23 protein-coding genes are annotated in these 22,512 nt (G+C 52.3%); 12 read left to right on the forward strand and 11 right to left on the reverse strand.

Features of this window, described 5'->3' with window-relative positions; all coding sequences use genetic code 11:
* Positions 1-25: 25 nt before the first annotated feature.
* The 9 genes from J2I46_RS21980 to J2I46_RS22020 form a co-directional block, all read right to left on the reverse strand.
* Positions 26-205, reverse strand: coding sequence for a GxxExxY protein (locus J2I46_RS21980; protein WP_207331419.1), 180 nt, complete (start codon positions 203-205; stop codon positions 26-28).
* Positions 205-1,350, reverse strand: a complete 1,146-nt coding sequence (locus J2I46_RS21985; protein WP_207331223.1) for an aspartate aminotransferase family protein — start codon at positions 1,348-1,350, stop codon at positions 205-207. Before J2I46_RS21985 ends, J2I46_RS21980 begins: the two co-directional genes overlap by 1 nt.
* Positions 1,351-1,464: 114 nt before the next feature.
* Positions 1,465-2,208: an alpha/beta fold hydrolase gene (locus J2I46_RS21990; RefSeq protein WP_207331224.1), complete on the reverse strand. Its 744-nt coding sequence runs from the start codon at positions 2,206-2,208 to the stop codon at positions 1,465-1,467.
* A 185-nt stretch (positions 2,209-2,393) separates the two neighbouring features.
* Positions 2,394-3,005, reverse strand: a complete 612-nt coding sequence (locus J2I46_RS21995) for a hypothetical protein (protein ID WP_207331225.1) — start codon at positions 3,003-3,005, stop codon at positions 2,394-2,396.
* 44 nt (positions 3,006-3,049) lie between these two features.
* Positions 3,050-3,664 carry a hypothetical protein gene (locus J2I46_RS32920; protein ID WP_229379883.1) on the reverse strand — a complete coding sequence of 205 codons (615 nt, stop codon included), beginning with the start codon at positions 3,662-3,664 and terminating at the stop codon, positions 3,050-3,052.
* Positions 3,665-3,868: 204 nt separating this feature from the next.
* A complete protein-coding gene (gene clpX / locus J2I46_RS22005) occupies positions 3,869-5,104 on the reverse strand; it encodes an ATP-dependent Clp protease ATP-binding subunit ClpX (RefSeq protein ID WP_207331226.1) in 1,236 nt (411 codons plus the stop codon).
* 86 nt (positions 5,105-5,190) lie between these two features.
* A complete protein-coding gene (locus tag J2I46_RS22010; RefSeq protein ID WP_207331227.1) occupies positions 5,191-5,721 on the reverse strand; it encodes a 5' nucleotidase, NT5C type in 531 nt (176 codons plus the stop codon).
* 137 nt (positions 5,722-5,858) lie between these two features.
* Complete coding sequence (locus J2I46_RS22015) at positions 5,859-7,259, reverse strand: dihydrolipoamide acetyltransferase family protein (protein ID WP_207331228.1); 1,401 nt, start codon at positions 7,257-7,259, stop codon at positions 5,859-5,861.
* A gap of 103 nt (positions 7,260-7,362) precedes the next feature.
* Positions 7,363-8,616, reverse strand: coding sequence for a competence/damage-inducible protein A (locus tag J2I46_RS22020; RefSeq protein WP_207331229.1), 1,254 nt, complete (start codon positions 8,614-8,616; stop codon positions 7,363-7,365).
* A 164-nt stretch (positions 8,617-8,780) separates the two neighbouring features.
* Between J2I46_RS22020 and J2I46_RS22025 the strand changes: the two genes are divergently transcribed.
* From J2I46_RS22025 to eboC, 4 genes are all read left to right on the forward strand, one after another.
* Positions 8,781-9,554, forward strand: coding sequence for a DUF4197 domain-containing protein (locus J2I46_RS22025; protein ID WP_207331230.1), 774 nt, complete (start codon positions 8,781-8,783; stop codon positions 9,552-9,554).
* A 197-nt stretch (positions 9,555-9,751) separates the two neighbouring features.
* The gene (locus J2I46_RS22030) at positions 9,752-10,477 is read left to right on the forward strand and encodes an EboA domain-containing protein (RefSeq protein WP_207331231.1); all 726 of its coding nucleotides are present in this window, start codon (positions 9,752-9,754) and stop codon (positions 10,475-10,477) included.
* Positions 10,478-10,669: 192 nt separating this feature from the next.
* The gene (locus tag J2I46_RS22035; protein WP_207331421.1) at positions 10,670-11,575 is read left to right on the forward strand and encodes a TatD family hydrolase; all 906 of its coding nucleotides are present in this window, start codon (positions 10,670-10,672) and stop codon (positions 11,573-11,575) included.
* A 101-nt stretch (positions 11,576-11,676) separates the two neighbouring features.
* Complete coding sequence (gene eboC / locus J2I46_RS22040; RefSeq protein WP_207331232.1) at positions 11,677-12,561, forward strand: UbiA-like protein EboC; 885 nt, start codon at positions 11,677-11,679, stop codon at positions 12,559-12,561.
* A gap of 143 nt (positions 12,562-12,704) precedes the next feature.
* Here eboC and J2I46_RS22045 read toward each other — a convergent pair whose 3' ends face one another.
* Positions 12,705-13,031 (reverse strand): DUF3106 domain-containing protein, encoded by a 327-nt coding sequence (locus tag J2I46_RS22045; RefSeq protein ID WP_207331233.1) that lies wholly within the window; start codon positions 13,029-13,031, stop codon positions 12,705-12,707.
* A 136-nt stretch (positions 13,032-13,167) separates the two neighbouring features.
* Here J2I46_RS22045 and J2I46_RS22050 point away from each other — a divergent pair, with 136 nt between their 5' ends.
* The 8 genes from J2I46_RS22050 to J2I46_RS22085 all read left to right on the forward strand — a co-directional run bounded on the left by J2I46_RS22050 (position 13,168) and on the right by J2I46_RS22085 (position 21,737).
* On the forward strand, positions 13,168-14,325 hold the full coding sequence (locus tag J2I46_RS22050; protein WP_207331234.1) for a 3-dehydroquinate synthase: 1,158 nt from the start codon (positions 13,168-13,170) through the stop codon (positions 14,323-14,325).
* A gap of 124 nt (positions 14,326-14,449) precedes the next feature.
* Entirely contained in the window at positions 14,450-15,640 is a 1,191-nt protein-coding gene (gene eboE / locus J2I46_RS22055; protein WP_207331235.1) for a metabolite traffic protein EboE, read from the forward strand.
* A gap of 171 nt (positions 15,641-15,811) precedes the next feature.
* Positions 15,812-17,212: an alkaline phosphatase family protein gene (locus J2I46_RS22060; RefSeq protein WP_207331236.1), complete on the forward strand. Its 1,401-nt coding sequence runs from the start codon at positions 15,812-15,814 to the stop codon at positions 17,210-17,212.
* A gap of 81 nt (positions 17,213-17,293) precedes the next feature.
* The gene (gldC, locus tag J2I46_RS22065; RefSeq protein ID WP_207331237.1) at positions 17,294-17,647 is read left to right on the forward strand and encodes a gliding motility protein GldC; all 354 of its coding nucleotides are present in this window, start codon (positions 17,294-17,296) and stop codon (positions 17,645-17,647) included.
* Between the two features lie 31 nt (positions 17,648-17,678).
* A complete protein-coding gene (locus J2I46_RS22070) occupies positions 17,679-18,890 on the forward strand; it encodes a thioredoxin domain-containing protein (protein WP_229379884.1) in 1,212 nt (403 codons plus the stop codon).
* A 32-nt stretch (positions 18,891-18,922) separates the two neighbouring features.
* Entirely contained in the window at positions 18,923-19,918 is a 996-nt protein-coding gene (bioB, locus tag J2I46_RS22075) for a biotin synthase BioB (RefSeq protein ID WP_207331238.1), read from the forward strand.
* A 338-nt stretch (positions 19,919-20,256) separates the two neighbouring features.
* On the forward strand, positions 20,257-20,877 hold the full coding sequence (locus J2I46_RS22080) for a glycosyltransferase family 2 protein (protein ID WP_207331239.1): 621 nt from the start codon (positions 20,257-20,259) through the stop codon (positions 20,875-20,877).
* Between the two features lie 32 nt (positions 20,878-20,909).
* Positions 20,910-21,737 (forward strand): LytTR family transcriptional regulator DNA-binding domain-containing protein, encoded by an 828-nt coding sequence (locus J2I46_RS22085; protein ID WP_207331240.1) that lies wholly within the window; start codon positions 20,910-20,912, stop codon positions 21,735-21,737.
* A gap of 6 nt (positions 21,738-21,743) precedes the next feature.
* Here J2I46_RS22085 and J2I46_RS22090 read toward each other — a convergent pair whose 3' ends face one another.
* The gene (locus J2I46_RS22090; protein ID WP_207331241.1) at positions 21,744-22,226 is read right to left on the reverse strand and encodes a response regulator; all 483 of its coding nucleotides are present in this window, start codon (positions 22,224-22,226) and stop codon (positions 21,744-21,746) included.
* Positions 22,227-22,512 lie beyond the last annotated feature (286 nt).

The following is a 22,512-nucleotide window of genomic DNA, read 5'->3' on the forward strand; positions in this document are numbered from 1 at the left end:
AAAGGGGGAACACAGAGGTACAGAGTTACTGTCTGTAAACAACTCTCTTAACTCCTTGAACGAGCATGGGTACGTTAAAATTGATCAATAACCCAAGTCTACAATTTGATAAACGAAGGTATGTTAACGTTTTTGCAATGTGAATCAGAAGCAGGCATTCGGCCGTTAAAAGTTCATCGATTAGCGGACCGTCTCTGTGTTTAATTAATTTTTCTCTATGTTCACAGTACTGACCTCTTCACTCAGTGCTTCCAGGAACTGATCAGCTTCATCAGTGCGGAGGGCCAGGGATGGCAACAGGCGAATGGTGTGTTTGCCAGCTACGCCGGTGAACTGTTTGTGGCCGAACAGAAGGTTGTGGCGCAGGTTTTCGACCGGAAAATCATATTCGATACCGATCATCAGACCACGGCCACGAAGGTCTTTGTAGCCACCAATCTGGCGAATACCGTCCATCAGGTACGTTCCGATGCGGTCGGCGTTATCGAGCAGTTCTTCGTCGCGCATGATGTCGAGCACGGCGATAGCGGCGGTGCAAGCCAGGTGATTGCCGCCAAAGGTGGTGCCCAGCAACCCGTAGCTGGCTTTGAACTCCGGCGCGATCAGGATACCCCCAATCGGGAAACCGTTACCCATACCTTTGGCCATGGAGATAATGTCGGCACGAATACCGCTATACTGATGCGAGAAGAATTTACCGGTACGGCCATAGCCACACTGTACCCCGTCGAGGATCAACACAGCTCCCGTTTCGTCGCACCGCTTACGCAAAGCAACCAGAAACTCGTCGGTAGCCACCTGAATACCACCAACGCCCTGAATGCCTTCTACAATGACGGCGCAGGTACTCGTGGTGATGCCGGTGTCAAGGCCATCAACGCCGTTGAACGGCAAAAAAGTAACGTGTTCGGTTGAATTCACCGGTGCCACAATGGCCGGATTATCGGTGGCTGCTACGGCACCGGCAGTTCGGCCGTGAAACGATTTCGTGAACGCTACAACGCCTTTCCGACCCGTATGAAATGACGCCAGTTTGAGCGCATTCTCGTTGGCCTCGGCCCCCGAATTACAGAGAAACAGCGAATACTCTGCATGTCCCGACAGTTCGCCCAGTTTATCAGCGAGTTCCTGCTGTTGCGGAATGTGCACCGAATTAGAATAGAACGAAATCTTGTGTAGCTGATCGGTCAGCGCCTGAACGTACCTGGGATGTGTATGCCCAACTGAAATGACGGCATGACCGCCGTAGAGATCGAGGTACCGCGTGCCATTGGCATCCCAGAGGTAGCTGCCTTGAGCCCGAACGGGTTCGATATCGTAGAGTGGATAGACGTTAAATAGCTGTGACATACGTACGTGCTTTGGTTATAAGTCGGCAAAAATACGGATTTGTGAGGGTCCAGGTGCAAAAAAAGCCCCCATTTAGGAGGCCACTTTATGAAAAGATAGTAGACCAGTTAACGCCTACTCAGCATGAATCTTCTCGATAAACGGTTTTATCGCCAGCAACGACTTTTCCGGCTCTTCGATCATCCCCAGATGGCCAGATTCTTCCAGCACGACGAATTCGGCGTTTGGTAGCTTCTGTTTCAACTCGTTTGAACGCTCGATGGGAATGGCTTTATCTTCTCGCCCAACAATGATCAGCACAGGAATACCAGCGTTTTGCAACACGGCTGTCCGATCAGGACGGGTACGTATGGCCTGCAATCCGGCCAGCATGGCGTCTTCGGGAAGGCTTTTGTGGGCGTCAACCAGTTGTCGTATTTCGTTGGCAAGTGAGTGGCGATGTTCCTCCGAAAACATGGCCGGAATTGATTTCTCAACAAAAGCATGTCCACCTTCTGTCTCCAACATCGTTTTGGCGTCGTCCCGTTTCTGCCGCTGCTGGTCGGTATCAGGGTCAGCCAAGGCCGTTGAATTGAACAGCACAATGCCTTTCACGCGGTCGGGGTATTTCTCAGCAGCGGCGAGGGCAACATACCCACCCATCGAATGGCCAATCATTATACAGGCCCCCATTTCTGAAGAAACCAATTGACCGTGTAGTTCGTCGGCATACGCATCGATACTGGTGTGGTTAGTGAGTCGCGAAAAATCTGGTTTGACAATCGCGTAGTCATCTGACAGTGCCGAGGCCAGAAAATCCCAGATAACAGGGCTTACAGGATGGCCATGCAGAAAGACGAGTGTTGGGCGTTTGATCATGGTTAACGGGATTGAGGTGATGTTGTCTGTAACAGAAATCGGGTGGCTTGTGTTGGTAAAACCAATCAACAAGCCACCCGATTAACTACTAACTACTGTGCTAGTTGGCAAAAGACGCGTAGGCAGACTAAGGGACAACCGTTTTCTTTACGGGGACCGATTACCCTACGCACCCATGAACCACACTATAAACTACCCTGGTTAATTACACCCAGCAGAATCAGTACAAGCCCGGCAATCAGCGCGATCAGACCGATCGTGGCCCCCACACCATTACCAATAAGCAGTAAGAGAAGACCTACCAAGCCAATGATCGCACCCAGCCGCACATAGCCAGTCATGGCTTTTGTTTCTTTGGGAGCCATGTGCTTTTTGATCTTCGCATCAATGCTTTTCAGCATCGTCCGTTCCATAAAGCTTGCCTTCTTCGTTGACGTAGTCGTTTGCGTAGACGCCTTCTGATTTACTTCGGCCAACATTTTTTCGGCCCGTTCAATCCGTTTCGTCATCCGGCGATCCGTTGTGTTTGTCGCTTTCAAACTTGCCAGCGCATCAGACGCCTGCTTTGTCTGCGCCACTACAGGTAGCGTAGCGGAAGCTTCTGATGAAGCAACCACAGGTGATTCGGCGACAGGTGCTGCCACTTCATCATTTACAACTACAGGCTCAGTCGCTTTCTGCTGCGAATAAAAACGCTCAGGCTGCGACTTCTGGAATGTGGCAACTGGGCGGCTACAGGCAGTAAGCAGAGCGGCCCCTGCCAGTGCAAGAGATACAGAGTGAATGAACTGTTTCATACGTGTAATGGAACTTGACAATGCAGTTTACAGTGAACGGTCGATTAAAGGAGGCCCAAAATAACCAGTACGATACCAACAACCAACGCAATCAGACCAATTGTGGCCGCAGTGCCGGTTGTCAGCAACAGCAACAGCAGGCCAATCAGACCAATCACCAAACCAGCAGTAAGTGTACTGCTACGCATTGGTTGCTCTGGTGCCAGGTGCTTCTGAATTTTCTTGTCCATGCTTTTCAGCATCATGCGCTGAACAAGCGAGGTCTTTTTCGCCGTTTCCGTGTTGGTGGTGGCTACAGCCTGCTGTGGTGAGGTGGCCAGCACTTCCCGGATTTTGGTGATCCGGCGTTCCAGTTTGCGGGCATCGGCAGGGCGAGCTTTCGTTGAGGCATACGCTTCTGCTTTTGTTAGCGCCTGCTCCATGTTGTTGCTGGCAGATGCCGTGGCTGGCGTTGCTTCAACTACCGGCGTTGCGGGGGCGGCGGCCACTGGTTCAGCAACGGCTACTTCCTGAACCGCTGCTGGTGCGGGAGCTGACTGTGCTGATGAATAAAAACGCTCTGCTTTTGAGGGCTGGAACGTAGCAACTGGGCGGCTGCATGAGCCAAGGAAAGCCGTTACGGCAAGGGCTAAAATTGTGTGTTTGGTCGACGTGTTCATAACGATCGTGTGTTAAGTGAGAGATATGCTATCTGCCATCTAACACAAACCCCACCTGAATGTTATGAACAACTGACAAAATGGGATTCTTAAGTCTGAATACGTTGTACCTTTTACGGGCTAAGTTGCGTTGCTACTCAAACAAGATGGTCACGTAGTAACGCAACTTACCCCGTAAAAAGGTACAACGTATTCAGGCTCGTATCAGGCTGCATTCCGGAGTTCATGGGCAGCCGTGCGGCTGAACTTTTCAAATGCATACTCGTGCGTAATGGTCAGCTCTTTTTGTCCCGGCTGTGAAGGAAGTTCGAACATGGCGTCGGTGATAATCGATTCGCAGATTGAGCGAAGCCCACGAGCGCCCAGATTAAAGACAAGTGCCTGATCAACAATGTAATTAAGAGCCGACTCATCCCACCGAATCACCACATCATCCATGGCGAACAGCTTATCATACTGTTTGGTGATGGCATTTTTTGGTTCAGTCAGAATACGAAAAAGCGCATTACGATCGAGTGCTTCGAGGTGAGTCAGCACCGGAAGACGACCTAACAACTCCGGAATCAGGCCAAACGATTTTAGATCCTGGGCCGAAACGTACCGCATCAAATGGCTGCGATCCGTGCTGGCGTGGAGTCGGCGTTCGTCACTAAATCCGATGGGGCGTGCGGTAACGCGTTTGGCGATATGGCGCTCAATTCCATCAAATGCACCACCGCAGATAAATAAAATATTTTCTGTGTTAATCGAGATTAACCGCTGATCGGGGTGTTTGCGGCCACCATGTGGTGGTACGTTTACCGATGACCCCTCCAGCAACTTCAATAATCCCTGCTGCACACCTTCACCACTCACATCGCGGGTGATCGACGGGTTATCTGACTTACGGGCAATCTTATCGATCTCATCAATGTACACAATCCCCATCTCAGCCTGATCGATCTTGTAGTCGGCGGCCTGTAGCAAGCGCGTCAGTACCGTTTCCACGTCTTCACCAACGTACCCGGCTTCGGTAATGACGGTGGCATCAGCAATGCAAAAAGGTACATCGAGCATTTTGGCGATGGTCCGTGCCAGGTACGTCTTACCGGTTCCGGTTTCGCCTACCATCAGAATATTCGATTTTTCGATCGTGATCTCGTCGTCGCTTTGTGGCTGCATCAACCGCTTGTAGTGATTGTATACGGCGACTGACAGCACTTTTTTGGCTTCATCCTGTCCAATAATGTACTTATCCAGAAACCGCTTCATTTCCTGCGGTTTCACCAGGTTGAGTTTCGGTGGTTCGGCACTCTGATTCTTTTTTGGCCGAGTTTCTTCCACTACCACTTCAAACCCCTGTTCGATGCAATGATTACAGATGTGGGCGTCGATGCCCGACAGCAGTAATTGAACTTCATTTTTACGGCGACCGCAAAATGAACAACTTATTTGTGGCATATCGTGTGGGGCGTTACGATTGGTTGTCTGTGTGTAATGGCAACGAGTTGTCTAAGCTGCTTGTTGGACCGTTCGTTAAAAAAGGCTTAATCGAGCAATAGATTTGTTACGTCGGTCCAGTTCATAACGCGCTCAAAAGCGGTTTCGTCGCGGTTGTGTAGCGCATCGAACAGCAGGCCTTTCCCGTTGAACGTATGAAGATTATACGGCATATCGTCGATTAGGTAGTCAGCTCCGAGAATACTTTTGTCGCCCAGGAAGATAATGTTTTTCCAGTGGATCGTTGGAAAATAGCTGGCGAGCCAGTCGTATTTCTCCCGGAATGAGTTAGGGAATTCCATGGCTGCCGTGGCAACAAAAACGTCGTATTTATCCTGAAGAGCAATAATGGCTTCCTGTGCACCGGGCATTACCTCAATATCAGCGAAGAAGCCGGGCGCAAAAATCTGATCGTGAATTGATTTGCGTTCGTTCTCGTCCAGGATTTCCTGGAACGCTTTCTCCTGTAGCTCGGCCAGTTCGTAACGGGGAGCGCCCGAAGCGAGATATAGCTGAATCATTTTGGCGTGGGTGTTTGCCAGCACATCGTCCTGGTCTATGCAAATGCGTTTTTTCATAAGTAAATTGATGGTACGCAGATTTTTGGATTAAAATCGGGTTGGCACAAACTGGTCACACAGTAGCTCTCAATCCGCTTAGCTCTGAAATCTGCGGAAATCCGTTTAATCCCCAGGATACGCGTACCCGTCTTTTTTTAGAGATTGGGCTCGTTCCAGCCTTCGAAGTAATCGGCTACGCGACGAACAAACTGCCCCCCGAGGGCTCCGTCTACCACGCGGTGATCGTATGAATGGCTCAGGAACATAAGTTGGCGAATACCCAGCAGATCGCCCTGTGGCGTTTCAATGACCGCTGGTTTCTTCACAATGGCGCCAAACGCCATAATGGCCACCTGCGGCTGCACGATAATGGGCGTACCCATGAGGTTACCGAACGTACCTATGTTTGAGATCGTATAAGTGCCCCCCGCCAGATCATCGGCCGTGAGCTTATTTTCACGAGCCCGACGGGTCAGATCGTTCACTTTTTTGGTCAGGCCAACCAAATTATACTGCGCGGCGTCGTGAATAACCGGAACGATCAGGTTACCCGTTGGCAGAGCTACTGCCATACCAATATTGATGCTGCGTTTCACCAGAATCGTGTCGCCTTCCACCGACACGTTGATCATCGGAAAGTCGCGAATGGCTTTTACAATCGCGTCGATCAGAATCGGAGTGTAGGTCAGATTTTCGCCGGTTTGTTTTTTGAAGGCGTCTTTGTTGGCCGTTCGCCACTGCACGATTGCCGTCATATCTGCTTCAACAAATGATGAAACGTGCGGCGATATCTGCTTCGACTCGATCATCCGCTGCGCAATCATTTTCCGCATCCGATCCATCTGGATAATGTCAGATGATCCGTTCAGGCTTGAGGCAATCGGGGCTGGCCCGGGGCTTGGCGCCTGGGGTAGGGATGATGGGCCGGAAGCTGGTTTGGCACCTTGCCCTGAGCCCGCTGCCCGCTGTGTTTCAGCGCGGTCGAGCACATAGGCCAGCATGTCTTTTTTCGTCACCCGGTTATCAGATCCGCTTCCCGGAATAGTATCGAGTTCGGAACGGGAAATGCCTTCTTCACGGGCAATATTCAGCACCAGCGGCGAATAGTATCGCCCCTCGAAAGCCGGGCCGGCGGTTGCGGGTACCAGACTGGGTTTGGTGCTCATGGAACCGATGCTGGCTTCCAGCGAGGCGGCCGACTGAATGGCGTCGGCTTCCTCCACATCATTCACTGCAGCAGCATCAACGCCCACCTCCTCCAGCGAAGCCAACGGTGCCGGATCAGCGGTTGGGTGATCGGTCGGGGCGGATTCCTGCCCGGTTTCAATGCGGGCGATGATCTGACCAATGGGCACTACTTCCCCTTCATTCACCAGCCGTTCTTTCAACGTACCTGTCGCTGAGGCAGGCACTTCCGTATCAACCTTATCGGTTGCCACTTCCAGCAATGAATCGTCTACTTCAATCCGGTCGCCCACCTCTTTAAGCCAGGTGATGACAGTACATTCCATTATACTCTCGCCCATTTTGGGCATGACCATGTCGATAAGTGCCATGTTTTACGAGAGTCGTAAGTCGAGAGTCGAGAGTTGATAGTCGCGCTGCTATAGCGGGAGACTGCTACTTAAGCAGCGCGACTATCAACTCTCGACTCTCGACTTACGACTCAATTAGTTGTTCACGTAAAAGATTTAGTAGGTACGTTGTGGTGAGCGTGATATTCTGCTCGCGGTATTGGCCCAGTTTCAGGTGTTTGGTGACCGTACCTTTATCGGTAGCCACGGCGATCCAGATGGTGCCGACGGGTTTATCGGGCGTACCGCCATCCGGACCGGCAATGCCTGTTGTGGCTATGCCCACGTCAGTGCCAAGCATAATGCGGACCCCTTCGGCCATTTCGCTGGCGGTGGGTTCACTAACCGCTCCAAACTGACCGAGCGTTTCAGGGTTTACGCCCAACGCAATGATTTTCACCTCGTTGCTGTAACTCACCACCCCACCGGCAAAAACGGCCGACACGCCGGGCACTTTTGTAAGTGTAGCAGCTACCTGGCCGCCGGTGCAGCTTTCGGCCACGCCCAGCATCAGGTCTTTTTCTTTCAGCAGCCTGATGACAACCTGTTCAATTTCGTCGGCATCGAACCCATAGACGTGGTTGCCAATCAGCGGCATCACGTTTGCAACCTGCTCGTCGAGTTCACGACCAAGCTGGTCACTATCAGTACCGGTTGCCGTTAATCGAAGCTTTACCTGGCCGAAGCTGGGCAAATAAGCCAGCCGGATATGCGGTGGCAGCGCATCTTCCCAGGCCTCGATCCGTTCTGCCAGAAACGACTCACCAATACCAATCGTACGAATCATTTTGTGACGGATAACCGGCATCTCGAAGCGCTCTTTCAGCTTGGGCAGCATGCGGTAGGTCATCAGGCTTTTCATTTCGAACGGAACACCGGGCAGGGAAATGAAGACTATCCCCTCCTGATCGAACCACATACCAGGGGCAGTTCCCCAGTCGTTCTGAATATATTCAGCGTTTTCGGGCAAGTCGGCCTGCATGCGGTTCAGATCCGTCATTTCGCGGCCTCGCTTCTCGAAAAAGCCCGTAACCAGCTCCAGCGCGGCCTGGTTACGCACCATGCCAACGCCAAAGAACTCGCAAAGCGTTTTTTTGGTGATATCGTCTTTAGTGGGGCCCAGCCCACCGGTGATGATCACCACATCGGCACGGGCGGCCGCTTCAGATAAGGCAGCCAGAATAACGCTGGCTTCATCGCCAACGGATGTTTTCCGAACGGTACGTATACCGATGTTGGTTAGTTCAGTACTGATCCACTGTGTATTGGTATCGATGATCTGGCCGAATAAAATTTCGTCACCAATAGTAATCACTTCGGCCCGGATGGTAGTTGGCATAGAGAATGTATGAATCTAAACTTGGCGGTTTGCCGCTATGGTAATGAATTGTAAACGACCGGTTGGTTAAATAGAGGCAGAAACGGTCGGTGATAAATTTTTACTTTCTACGCTTTACATTGTTCATTTACCGTTGTCAAAAGTACGTAAAACAACCTATTGAGATGAAACCAATTCGTGTGTGGGCCGTGGGCCTTTCGCTCTTGCTCACCGGGGCCGTTCAGGCTCAGGACACTACCGCAAAGCCAGCGCAACCAAAGCCAGCCAGCCCGTTTGGCAAACTGGGCGGCTTCATAGAAAAGGTCATTCAGCCTGCGGCGTCGGGTGGATCACTCACGTCGGCCGATATCGCTACCGGTCTCAAAGAAGCCCTTCGCGTAGGGATTGACAAAGGAGCTACACAGGCCTCGGCCCTGGATGGCTACAATAAAAACACGCTCATCAGGATTCTGTTCCCGCCTGAAGCGCAACGCGTTGAATCGCGGCTTCGCCAGCTTGGTTTTGGCAATCAGGTCGATCAGTTTGTGTTGGCCCTGAACCGGTCGGCCGAAGATGCCGCCAAGAAAGCCAAGCCGGTTTTCTTTAAGGCTATTACCCAGATGAGTATTCAGGACGCCGTTGGTATTCTGCGGGGTGGCCAGGATGCCGCCACGCAATACCTCCGCCGCACAACGGGTCTGCAACTGGTGACGGAATTCACCCCGATCATCGACAGTACGCTGAAGAAAAACAACGCAACACGCTACTATACAACGCTGGCCTCGACCTACAACCGCCTGCCGCTGGTGAAGCCGGTCAACGCCAACCTGACCGAATACGCCACAAACAAGGCGGTTGATGGCCTGTTTATTCTGGTGGCGCAGGAAGAGAAACGAATTCGCGAAGATCCCGTCGCCCGCGTTTCCGATATTTTGAGACGGGTATTCGGAAGCAAGTAGTAACCGTTTATTGTAAGACCAGCGCCACACAACAGGAAGCGCATCGGCTGCGGGAGTAAATTCCTTAGCGATCGGTGCGCTTCCTGTTGTGTGTGATGAATTTGATCGGCTTCAACATTGTTGGTGACTAAAATCAGTAGTGTATCCAATTCCGTTACTTTTCCGTTGCCCTGCATTATCCGACTTTTGTGGCTACCATGACTCTTCTATCAATTTTCAACGACACAGCCACCGATGCCGAACGACAATGGCTGGACACCAAACTGGCGGCAGCAACGCCCGCGAAACTGGCGGCATTTGTAGCTGCTCCCCGATTCATTGCCCGTCGGAACGTACCTGGCATACCCGACTGGACAATGGACCAGTTGGCGCGGGTACTCCTGATTACCTCACTACCAACGGAGCCGGAAGATGCGTATGTGAAGGCCATCCAGACGTTATTCGATACGGCTGAACTATATGAATTTGTGGCGCTGTATTCGGCGCTTCCGCATCTAACCTACCCGGGGCGCTGGCTTTTTCAGGCAACCGAAGCCGTACGGTCGAATATGGGTCCGGTGTTCGACGCCATTGCGTTTGGCAACACGTACCCAGCCGACTATTTCCCTGAAGCCGCCTGGAATCAGCTCGTCTTGAAATGCATTTTCAACGACAAGCCGATCACTCAAATCACGGGTCTCGACCAGCGTGCTAACCAGACGCTGGCCAACGATTTATCGAACTTTGCACACGAACGATGGGCCGCTGGCCGAACTGTACCGGCCGACGTGTGGCAATTGATTCCGCGTTTCATGAACGAAACATTGCTTGCCGACGTAAAAAAATTAGCCCAGTCACCAGACGAGCGCGACCGCCTCGCTGCCCAACACGTGATTGATCAAACAGACTACGAACCAGCAAAACGGCTATCAGTTACCAGATAACAGTTGTCAGCGTTGCCATACCCGGGAAATTTGTCGAAAACCCAAACTCCGGCAGCGCTGACAACTGTTATCAGGTAACTGATAGCTGAACACAGACACATGAACCCTTCTCACGCCGAAGACGAAAATGTTTCTCCAGCCGCCCTACCGGTGGCCGAAACCCCGTTCGATTACCCCGCTTATATCCAGGGCATGCGTTTTTTCGATCCGCATATCCACATGACATCGCGCACGACGGATGATTATCAGGCCATGGCCGATGCCGGTATTGTTGCCCTGATCGAGCCGGCTTTCTGGCTGGGTCAACCCCGAACAGGATTGGCTACGTTTAAAGATTATTACAGCAGCCTCATTGGTTGGGAGCGTTTCCGATCGTCGCAGTTCGGTATCAAGCACTATTGCACCATCGGACTGAATTCGCGCGAAGCCAACAATGTACCGCTGGCCGAGGAGGTGATGGAACTGCTGCCACTGTTCGTGTATAAAGAAGGGGTAGTTGGCATTGGTGAAATTGGTTTCGACGATCAGACACCGGCCGAAGATCGTTTCTACCGGGCACAGCTTGAATTAGCCAAAGAGAGCGGCTTACCGGTACAGATTCATACGCCCCACCGCAACAAAAAAGAAGGTACCGAACGCAGCATGGCCATCGCCCTCGAACACGGCCTTGATCCAGGCATGGTGATCGTTGATCATAATAATGAAGAGACCGTGAAGTCGGTGCTTGATAAGGGTTTCTGGGCGGCTTTTACCATTTACCCGTTCACAAAAATGGGGAATGAGCGCATGGTCGAGGTGGTACGGCAGTATGGCCCCAACCGTATTATGGTCAACTCCGCCGCCGACTGGGGCATCAGCGACCCGCTGGCAGTTCCTAAAACAGCGGCCCTGATGGTCATGCGCGGCATTCCGGTTGAGCACATTCGGCAGGTTACGTACCAGAACGCCATCGACGCATTTGCCCAAAGTGGCCAGATCAACACCGCCGATTTTGCCGACGGGCTGGCCATCGACCAGAGTCAGAAATTCAACGGGAACACCATCCTGCGGGGAGGCCAGCAACCAAGACCAGATAAACATTCAGTACTAATCAAGTAAAGTGTGATCGAGGTAAAGCGCGGAAGCGTGGCCAGCCAGAGCTCTCAGCGGCTTTAAGCCACTCTTTCGCGCTTTACCTCGTTTGCTCTCTACCTCTCTTCATGCTTAAATCGTTTCTCCAACTCATGCGCCCGGCCAACCTGGTCACGGCTGTGGCCGATGTGCTGGCGGGTTTATCGCTGGCGGCGCTGGCAGGTGGAATCTCCCCGCTATCAACAGGGCAACCTGTCTGGTTACTACTCCTGTCGACGGTTGGTCTGTACGGCGGCGGGGTCGTGCTGAACGATGTGTTCGACGCCGAACTTGACGCAGTAGAACGGCCCGAACGGGCAATTCCCAGTGGTAGGGTTACCCTTGGGCAAGCATCGGCTTTGGGCGTTGGTTTGCTGGTGGCAGGAATCGCATCCGCTTTTTTCTATGGCCCCACCACCGGAGGACTAGCCGCACTGATTGCCGGCCTCGCCGTTTTCTACGACCGGTACGGCAAACACATGTCATGGTTTGGGCCAATAAACATGGGCCTTTGCCGGGGCTTCAATCTGCTGCTGGGCGTTGGTGCTGCTGGTTCCGCTGCCGTTCAGGGTGTGTGGTGGCTGGCATTGGTACCGGTCATTTACATTGCCGCCATTACCATGATCAGTCGCGATGAGGTACATGGCGGTAAACGCCTGACACTTTACGCGGCGGCGGGATTTTACCTCATGGTCAGTTCGGCCCAATTGGCGCTGGCTCTTGGTGCTCAGACATTGTACTTAACGGTCGGTTTTGTCATTCTGCACCTCTTCCTGACTGGCCGTCCGCTTCTGAAAGCAATTCAGAACCCGATCGGATCAAACATTGGTGGCGCCGTAAAAGCCGGTGTTCTCTCCCTGATTGTAATGGATGCCGCCTGGGTTAGCGTATCCGGTAACTGGCAACTCGCCCTGGGTACGTTGCTGCTGCTACCGCTATCCATCTGGCTGGCAAAAGCATTTGCGGTAACGTAATACTAGCTAACGGGTTTTGCCGATGCGGGTGTAGAGAACGGTCTGGCGTGGTCCGGCAAAATCTTGCGTCTCCACGGTAGATACGGATGGGTACGGATTCCTCTGCTAACTCCGAAATCCGTAATCCCAAATCCGCAATCTCTTTACTTCACCTTCTCCTGTTTACGCTGGATCTTACGGGTACGTTGCCGTTCCACGACCTTGGCCCGTTTGTCGGCAGGAAGGGCGTCGAGCTTGGCCTGGCGTTGCGCACGGTGCGTTTCGCGGAACGCTTTCCGTTCGTCGGGTGTCATCTTATCGAATCTTGCTTTGCGTTCTGCCTTCATAGCTGCCCGCTGTTCAGGCGTCATAGAGCCGTGCCCCCGATGCCTGCCAGCCATGTCTGGAGTAGCGGGTGGTGTGGGCTGTGATTGGGCGTAAGCACCGGCTGAAAGCAGGAGCGCGGCAACCAGTAATTTCATCGTTTTCATGTTCGAGTGTTGGTTTAACGTAATCGGCAGTTGGACACAGATGCGTTTAAAAGGTTTAGCCCGTTAGAATTCATGCCCAAAACATGGGTAATCGTGGGTAAATTTGTCTTTTCTTCTTTATCTGACTACCTGTGAAATGACCTCACTTCAACAATCATTCAACGTTCCCTTCACGTACAACGTCTCGTTCACGACTAAACTGTTCAGCGTAGACAACCCCTTATTCCGCCAGTTTTTAGCGCAACAGACTTCGGGCGGAACTGTCAAAAAAATGCTGGTTGTCGTTGACGAAGGCGTCCTGAGTGCTCACCCAACCCTACCGGCAGCGATCAGAACGTACCTGGCGCAGAACACAGCGGTTCAATTGGTTGCCGATCTGCTGGTTGTTCCCGGCGGCGAAGCGGCAAAGAATGATCCTTCGCTGGTTGATTTGATTGTCGACGCCGTAAATGAGTTCGGCATCGACCGGCATTCGTATATCGTCGGCATTGGCGGCGGTGCCGTTCTCGATCTGGTTGGCTACGCGGCGGCTATTTCGCACCGGGGTGTCCGGCATATTCGAATTCCCACCACGGTATTGTCGCAGAATGACTCGGGCGTAGGCGTAAAGAACGGCGTGAATTATCGGGGCAAGAAAAACTTCATCGGTACGTTCGCTCCACCGGTAGCCGTATTCAACGATGCCCATTTCCTGACAACCCTCGATGACCGCGACTGGCGATCGGGCATTGCCGAAGCTGTAAAAGTAGCCCTGATCAAAGACCTCCCCTTCTTCGAATGGCTGGAAACACATACAGACGCACTGGCCCAACGCGACAGCGAAGCGATGAGCTACCTGATTTATCGGTGCGCCGATCTCCACATGCAGCACATTTCGGGGGGTGACCCGTTCGAGATGGGCTCGGCTCGTCCGCTCGATTTTGGCCACTGGGCCGCCCATAAACTGGAGTACCTGACCGATTTTTCGATTCGTCATGGTGAGGCCGTAGCGATCGGTATCGCCCTCGATGTGGTTTACTCGCAGTTAGCGGGCCGGATTCAGGAGATCGAAGCCGATCGAATTCTGCATGTGCTACAGGGCGTTGGTTTCGATTTGTTCCACCCCGCCCTCGCCGAAAATAATAGTGAACATCTGGTCCGTGGCCTGGCTGAATTCCAGGAGCACCTCGGCGGCGAGCTGACCATTACCCTACTCGATGCACTGGGCAAAGGCGTTGAGGTCCACGAAATGGACGTTACGCTGATTCGTCGGGCGGTATCGAAACTGGAAGTCGATTCGCTGTCTAACGTATAAGTTGTAGGTAAGTTTCAGGTTCCAAGTTTCAGGTGTCAAGTTGCGCTGCTTATCTGCCTAACCTGGCAAAAGCAACGTACTTGACACCTGAAACTCACTTACAACTTAAATTACTCTCTACCCCATGCACCTCGGCTATTGCACAAATATCCATCCCGGCGAAACCTGGGTTGATCATTTCCGGCACCTGCGCGACCAGGTACCGGCGGTAAAAGAAGCTGTCTCTCCGGATGCACTGCTTCCTCTTGGCCTCAGACTCGCTAATCAGGCGAGCATCGATCTGATGGCACCAGAACAGCTGGCTGAACTTCAGGCCTGGCTTCAGGAAACGGGTTGTTATGTGTTCACTATGAACGGCTTCCCCTACGGCGGCTTTCATAATGAACGCGTAAAAGGCCGGGTTCACGCCCCCGACTGGACAACCACCGAACGCCGCGATTATACCATTCGGCTGTTTCAGTTGCTCGCCAAACTATTGCCCGACGGCGAAACCGAAGGCGGGGTTTCGACGTCGCCTCTCTCCTACCGCCTCTGGTGGCCAACGCCCGAAGCCCGGCAGGAAGCAACGCATCAGGCAACACAGCATATGTTGCAGGTTGTGAGCGAGTTGATTCGCCTGCGTGAAGCAACCGGAAAGCTGCTCCACCTCGACGTTGAACCTGAGCCGGACGGACTTCTCGATAACGCAGCCGACTTTGTAGCCTGGTATACAGACGTGCTGCAACCGGCCGCCCGAACGTACCTGGCCGAGCAACACGGTTTAAACGTTCCTGAAGCCGATGCTACCCTGCGCGATCATATTCAGCTTTGCTACGACGTTTGTCATGTAGCCGTTGCCTACGAAGAGACAGAGACAGTGCTGGCCTCACTGAATGAAGCTACTATTCGGGTGGGTAAAGTGCAGATCAGTTCGGCCCTGCGGCTTCAATTTGATCAGGACGCCCAGGCAACCTATAACGCCATTGCGGCTTTCGACGAACCAACGTACCTGCATCAGGTTGTGGCCCGGATGGCCGATGGTACGTTCAATCACTACGACGACCTACCCGATGCCCTGGCCGATTTCGACGCCAAAACCCACCGCGAATGGCGTGTACACTTTCACGTTCCGCTTTTTCTCGAACGCTACGGACTCCTTCAATCTACGCAGAATAGCGTAACCGAGGTCTTGAACCGGCAACGTACCCAGCCCTTTACCAACCAGTTGGAAGTCGAAACCTACACATGGGGCGTCCTCCCGGCCGACGTCCAGTTACCCATCGGCGCTTCGATCAGTCGTGAACTGGATTGGGTAAAAAAAGTGATGAACGTTTAATGAACTGACCAGCGTAAACGTTCATCGGATAGCAAGTTGGTTTTCCAGATTAGCCCGTCTACCACGCCGTTGCACGGGCAAGAGCCTGTAGGGCCGAAGCTCCAGCTTCGGTAGTGAAACACTGTCTATATGCTTATGTGAGAAGCTGGAGCTTCGGCATTACAGGGAATTATGAACAAGACCGTAGTCATTGATATTGTTGGCCTGAGTGCCAGCCTGATTGGCGAGCATACGCCGTTTTTGAAACAGTATATCGACGCCCGGCACCTGACCTACATCAAGCCCGTACTACCGGCTGTGACCACTACGTCGCAAAGCTGTTACGTAACCGGAAAATGGCCAGCCGAACATGGCATTGTTGGCAACGGCTGGTATGATCGCGAAGACGCCGAGGTGAAATTCTGGAAACAGTCGAACAAGCTGGTGCAGGCCGAAAAAATCTGGGAACGTGCCAAACGGGAAGATCCCTCGTTTACCTGCTCCAAGATGTTCTGGTGGTATAACATGTACGCCTCCGTGGACTACTCGGTAACGCCCCGGCCCCAGTATCACGCCGACGGCCTGAAGATGCCCGACTGTTATAGCCACCCGGCCGAACTCCGCGACGAACTAAGCGCCAAGCTGGGTACGTTCCCGCTGTTCACCTTCTGGGGGCCCAACGCCAACATCACCTGCTCGAAGTGGATTGCCAATGCATCGATGTATGTCGACGATAAGCACGACCCGACGCTGACGCTGATCTACCTGCCCCATCTTGATTATGGCCTCCAGAAGTTTGGCGTCGATTTCTCGAAGATCGCCAGCGATTTGCGCGAGATCGATGAGCTGGTTGCTGAGCTGGTTCGCTTCTACGAGCAGAAAAAAACGAAGATCATTCTGCTGTCGGAATACGGAATTAACACCGTTAACCGGCCAATCTACATCAACAGGGCCCTTCGCGAAGCAGGGCTCATCTCGGTCCGGATCGAAGCCGGGCGCGAATTACTCGACGCCGGAGCCAGCGCTGCCTTCGCCGCGCCCGATCACCAGATTGCCCACGTTTACGTAAACGATTCGGCACAAATTCCCCGCGTCAAAAAGCTTCTGGAAGGTATGCCGGGGGTTGCTGAGGTGCTGGATGAGGCAGGTAAAAAGGCCAATCATCTCGATCACGAACGCTCGGGCGACCTGGTGGCCGTGGCTAAATCAGACAGCTGGTTCGCCTATTATTACTGGCTCGACGATACTAAAAAGCCAGACTACGCGCAGGTTGTCGACATTCACCGGAAGCCCGGTTATGACCCCGTCGAACTGTTTATGGACCAGACAAATCCGCTGATCAAAGCCAAAGCGGGCTACAAGTTGGCCCGCAAGTTGCTGGGATTCCGGTATCTGATGGACGTTATTTCGCTGGACGCTACCCTCGTGAAAGGATCGCATGGTGCAGTCAACATTGGCAAGGAATACTACCCCGTACTGGTGACCGATCAGCCTGTAGAACAGCCCGAGATAAACGCCGTTGATGTCTATGGTGTCATCTGGCAGCATCTGAAAGGGCCAGTTTTACAGCCAGCACGTTCGATTAATGCTTAATTTTGACAAAAAATCAGTCTTCGTTACGCTGTTGAGGAAGTAACTTTCTAAGTAGCGGCGCAACAGAAGACAACCTTCAATATGCGTCAATCCGAAATAAACTTCACTGTAGAATTAGACAACGATAACGTACCTGACAAAATTTATTGGGACGCTACCGACAACCCGAACGAAGGCCTTAACGACACCAAGGGTGTCTCCATAGCCGTTTGGGATCATTACCACCGCAACACGCTTAAAATCGACCTCTGGACCAAAGACATGGAAGTGGGTGATATGAAGCGCTTCATGATCGAGATCATGGGCGGCATTGCCAGCACAGTCCGTACGGCCACCAACGATGCCGCCATGGCCGACGATATCGATAACCTTTGCCGGGCTTTAAGTAAGAAAGTGGAAGCGGAGTTCAGGGCCGAAAACCAGGCCGGCAAGTAATACGCGTATTTTACCTCTCACCGTACTAACTATGTATCGTTCTGTCTGGCTCCGTCTGGGGCATACTATCCTGTTAATCTGCCTGTTGTGCACCCTGCAGGCGGTGGCTCAGAAAGGCATTGCCTTTCAGCAAGCGCCACTTAGTACGGTGTTTAAAACGGCTCAGAAAGCGGGTAAACTGGTCTTTGTTGAAGTCTATTCACCCGATTGCCACGTGTGTCAGAGCTTCATGCCCACGCTGGCCGACAGCCGGGTTGGAAAATCATATAACGCCAAGTTTATCAGCACAAAGGCTGATGTGAACCTGCCAGCCACCCGCGATTGGTTAAAGTCGAAGAAGTTCTATGTGCCTTCATTGCCCCTGTTCCTGTTCTTTACACCGAACGGTGAACTGGTGCATTTTGCGATGAGCCAAAACTCGGCGGATGAATTGATCCGTCATGCCAACAATGCGGTTGCCCCTTCAACCCGTAGTCAAACCTGGAAACAGCGATTTGCTGCTGGTGAAAAGTCGCCCAATTTCCTGATCGATCTGGCTATGTATAGCCGGGTTATCTCCGATACGGTGACGAACATGGCTGTCATGGAGGAATATGCCAGCCAGCAGCCTGCCAACACCCACATTACCAATACCAACTGGCTGGTCACGCAGAAGCTGGTCATTGACATGGACAATCCGCTGGCTCGCAGCCTGATCAATAACTTTGCCGCCTACAAAAAACAGTATGGCCAAGCTGCGTTCGATGTAGCGGAGAACATCCTTATGTCTTCGCTTTATAGCAGCCGGGGCGGACGCTACCCGCCTGCTCAGATCAAACAGGTTTACGACGGGTTGGTCCGAATCGGCGTTGACCCTAAAATGGCTTCGTCCCGCACGCTACTTCCTGAAGTAAATGCCTATTTCCGGCTAAAGCAGGGCAGTATGGCTGCTGAGCGGATGAACACCCACATTACCACTCATTCGCTGTCTGTCCCGGAGTATATTTATGTGGCCCGTCTTTTCAACCGCAACAGTCCAGACTCGGCCGATGTACCGTCACTGATCAAGTGGATCGGTAAGGCACTTGCCATGAAACCATCGCCCGGAGAGCAGGCCGATCTATATTTTGAGCAGGCTGATGCCTACCGCCGCGCTAAACGCACTGCTGAGGCTCGCCAGTCGGCATCTAAATCACTTGAAATAGCCCAGGCCAGTCGGATCGACACGAAACGGAATACGGAACAGATTAATAAATTAAAGTAACAGTGCTTTCTGTTACTCCCAACTCAAACGCTATGCGCACAAACTGGACCCGCGACGAGGTCGCTGACATTTACAATAGCCCCGTTTTAGATCTTATTTACCGCGCAGCAACGGTACATCGGCAACACCACGACCCACAGGAAGTGCAGGTTTGTACGTTACTGTCGGTAAAGACAGGGGGGTGTCCCGAAGACTGTGCTTACTGCCCGCAGGCGGCCCGGTATCACACCCAGGTGAAAGTGCATAAGCTCCTGGAAGTAAACGAAGTGCTCGAAGCAGCCAGTCAGGCCAAAGCATCGGGGAGCAGCCGGTTCTGTATGGGTGCAGCCTGGCGCGAAGTGCGCGATAACCGGGACTTCGACAGCGTACTCGATATGGTACGGGGAGTGAATGCCATGGGTATGGAAGTATGTTGTACGTTGGGAATGCTGACCGACGGGCAGGCGCAAAAGCTTAAAGATGCCGGCCTGTATGCCTATAATCATAACCTCGATACGAGCGAAGAATTCTACGGCGACATTATCAGCACACGTACCTACGACGATCGTCTGGATACACTGGGGCACGTTCGGGATGCGGGTATTTCTGTTTGTTCGGGTGGTATTATCGGTATGGGCGAGTCGCACAACGACCGGATTGGTATGTTGCTCACGCTGGCCACATTGCCACAGCACCCTGAGTCTGTACCCGTGAATGCGCTGGTGCCTGTTGAAGGAACACCACTGGAAGAGCAGGAACGTGTGTCGGTTTGGGAAATGATTCGCATGATCGCAACGGCCCGTATTCTGATGCCATCCGCTATGGTTCGGCTTTCAGCTGGTCGGGTACGGATGACCACTGAAGAACAGGCGCTGTGTTTCCTGGCCGGGGCCAATTCAATCTTTGCCGGCGACAAGTTGCTCACAACCCCCAACCCCGATGTAGACACCGATCAACAACTGTTCCAGACGTTGAACATCCGTCCCCGGGCTGCTTTTAAAAATGAGCATGGACAGGCCGCTGTCAAATTCGAGCAGATACCCGTGTAATACCGTTGCCTCGGATGGGCCGTGTTGCGTTGAACTGTACTTCTTCCAGCCCCGACCCGGAATGCGACGCAGATTTGTTACTGAACGGTTCATCGATTGAGTGAGCCGTACCGCCAAAAGCCAGACGATGTCTGGCTTTTTTTTATACTATCTCAAAAATTGTCCATACTAAGTGTACAAAGAGGTGCCCGTTTTCTCACTATTACTGCCTGAAGAAAGGCAAAACATTACCTTAGGACCGTTAGCTCATTCATTTGGGCGCAGAACTATGCTTATCATCCCTATAGCGTTTATTGACTAAGCAGCCTTAGTGTTCGTAAACCGCCGCCCGATGATAGATGAACCCGCTTGTTACTGTTGTGATACCCACCTGTCTCCGACAAGCTAAGCTTAGAGCTTGTTTACTGGCGTTAGCACAGCAGAAGCTTTCACCCAGCCAGTTCGAAATTATCGTGGTCGATCAGGCCGACGACCGGGCGACGGCAAATATGGTTAAGGAAACGGCAAACCTGTTGGGGTTATCCGTTCGGTATGTAAGTCAGCGACGCGACCGGAATGAGGCAGCTGCCTGTAATCGGGGTTGGCGACTGGCCAATAGCTTGTTCATTGCCTTTACCCACGACGACTGTCTGCCCCAGCCCCTGTGGTTAACTACGGCGTTGCCGCTGTTTCACAATGGAGCGCAGGTAATTATTGGTCGAGTACAGTACCCTCTGCCCAACCATCCAATAGTGGCTTCGGCAGGGGCCAATTTATTTTGCCGACGCGCATTGCTTGAGCAGGTCGGTGGATTTGATGAGTGGCTAAACAGGAAACAACACCATGAAGACAACTGGCTGGACAGACTGGCCCGGGCAGAGATACCAATTATCTCCTGTCCGGATGCAGTCGTTGTTCGTCCATTCCGCGGGTCTGCATGGTTTTCTACGCTTCGGATTATGTTATCAAAATTACTTTAAACGCTAGCTGCACATTTTTTCCAACTCAACTTATGAGCGTTGTTAAACCAGCCATTCGGCATCCAGCTTTAATTGCCTATCTAGCAGGCGCGAATAACTACACATGGCTACACTTCCGGAATGGGGAGAAGAAAATGCTGGCAAAGCCAATCAGCTACCTGGAAACCCAACTGACGGAGTTTATCCGGGTGCATAAAACAGCCCTTGTCAATCCTGCCTGTGTTGAAAAGTTACAACAACCGCCCAGGCAGCGCATGGCGGGCAGCGTGCAACTCGAAGGGGGTATTGTGTTGCCCGTCAGCAGACGGCGATGGCGTGAAGTTGCCACTGCACTTCAGCCATACCTCTCGCCAGACGGCGAAGTGACTGCCGTTGCGGCACCGGAACCTGAGAAGGTCGTTGAACCACCGATTACGCCCCTGAAATCAGCCGAGTCGCCAGCTACGCCCACGAGGACCGTTCTGCTGGCCACAGAAGACAGCAACACGCAATCAATCAAATGGGCACTCGAATCCCGGTGGCCGCAGTACGTGTTGCACACGTCTGTTCAAAGCAGCCATCTACCCCGCGTGCTGAGTTTGCTGTCGGCAGATGAACTGCCGACACTGATCATTCTGGATGCGCGTACGTCGACCCTGGAGCGACTCAATACGTTGCAGCAGTTGAAAGAAGATGAGCAGTTTGGGCAAATCCCGATTGTTATGCTTGTTCCACCCATTGATGATGCAATTACGGATAGCTATCGCCGTCGGGCCAACTCGGTGATATCGATTCCTGATAGCCAGACCCCACTCGGCCTGACTATCGAGCGAATCAGTCAATTCTGGCTGCGTACGGCAGCCCTGCCAGTGGCGTTGTAAAGTCAGTTAGAAAGCGAGCCTCATTGGTGGGAGCGTAACAGTTTCCCACCAATAGGTACGTAACTGCTTAAAGTAATCCAGCCACTCTGTGAAAACGGTAGGCTTAACCAGGTATGACGAACTTCCTCTTCGGTAGGCTTCACTAATATCGGCCTGCATATTCGAACTACTCAACATAACAACGGGGACCTGGTTGAAAGGGGCCGTCAGGCCTCTGATGTCGGAAAGCACTTGCCATCCCTGATTTCGCTCCGGAAGGTATAAGTCGAGCAAGACAAGCTTGGGCATATCCCATTCATCACGTGACCACTCGGCCAATAAATCGTGGGCCTGATCACGGCTGGCAGCGCGTATTGGTACTACTTCGGGCAACATCTGTAACATAGCCCGCTGTATGAGCACCCAATAATCATCATTGTCTTCAACAACTAAAATTCGGGCACGCTTGAAATTTGCTCTGATAGATTCATTGTCCTGTAAATATGTCATAACATCTATGGGTAAACCGCAAAACATCTAAAATAACCGATATGACAGGATATGCATTTATCAGAAACTAAAATTTACGCACCGGTATTCCCGCTTCATACTTTTCTAAAACATTATATGAAGGCATATCCACTTTCAGTTAACGTTATAGATTAACTTCTTCATCAGTTTGCAGGCTATCAACCTTATGCAATGGCTTAGCCTCAGGCATAGCCCAATAAATAGGACCCGACAGTCGGGGGAGCACAGAAGAGCAGCGTCGACACGCAATAACCAGGTTACACCG

This window comes from Fibrella forsythiae (assembly GCF_017353175.1).
In the GTDB taxonomy this organism is placed as follows: Bacteria; Bacteroidota; Bacteroidia; order Cytophagales; family Spirosomataceae; genus Fibrella; species Fibrella forsythiae.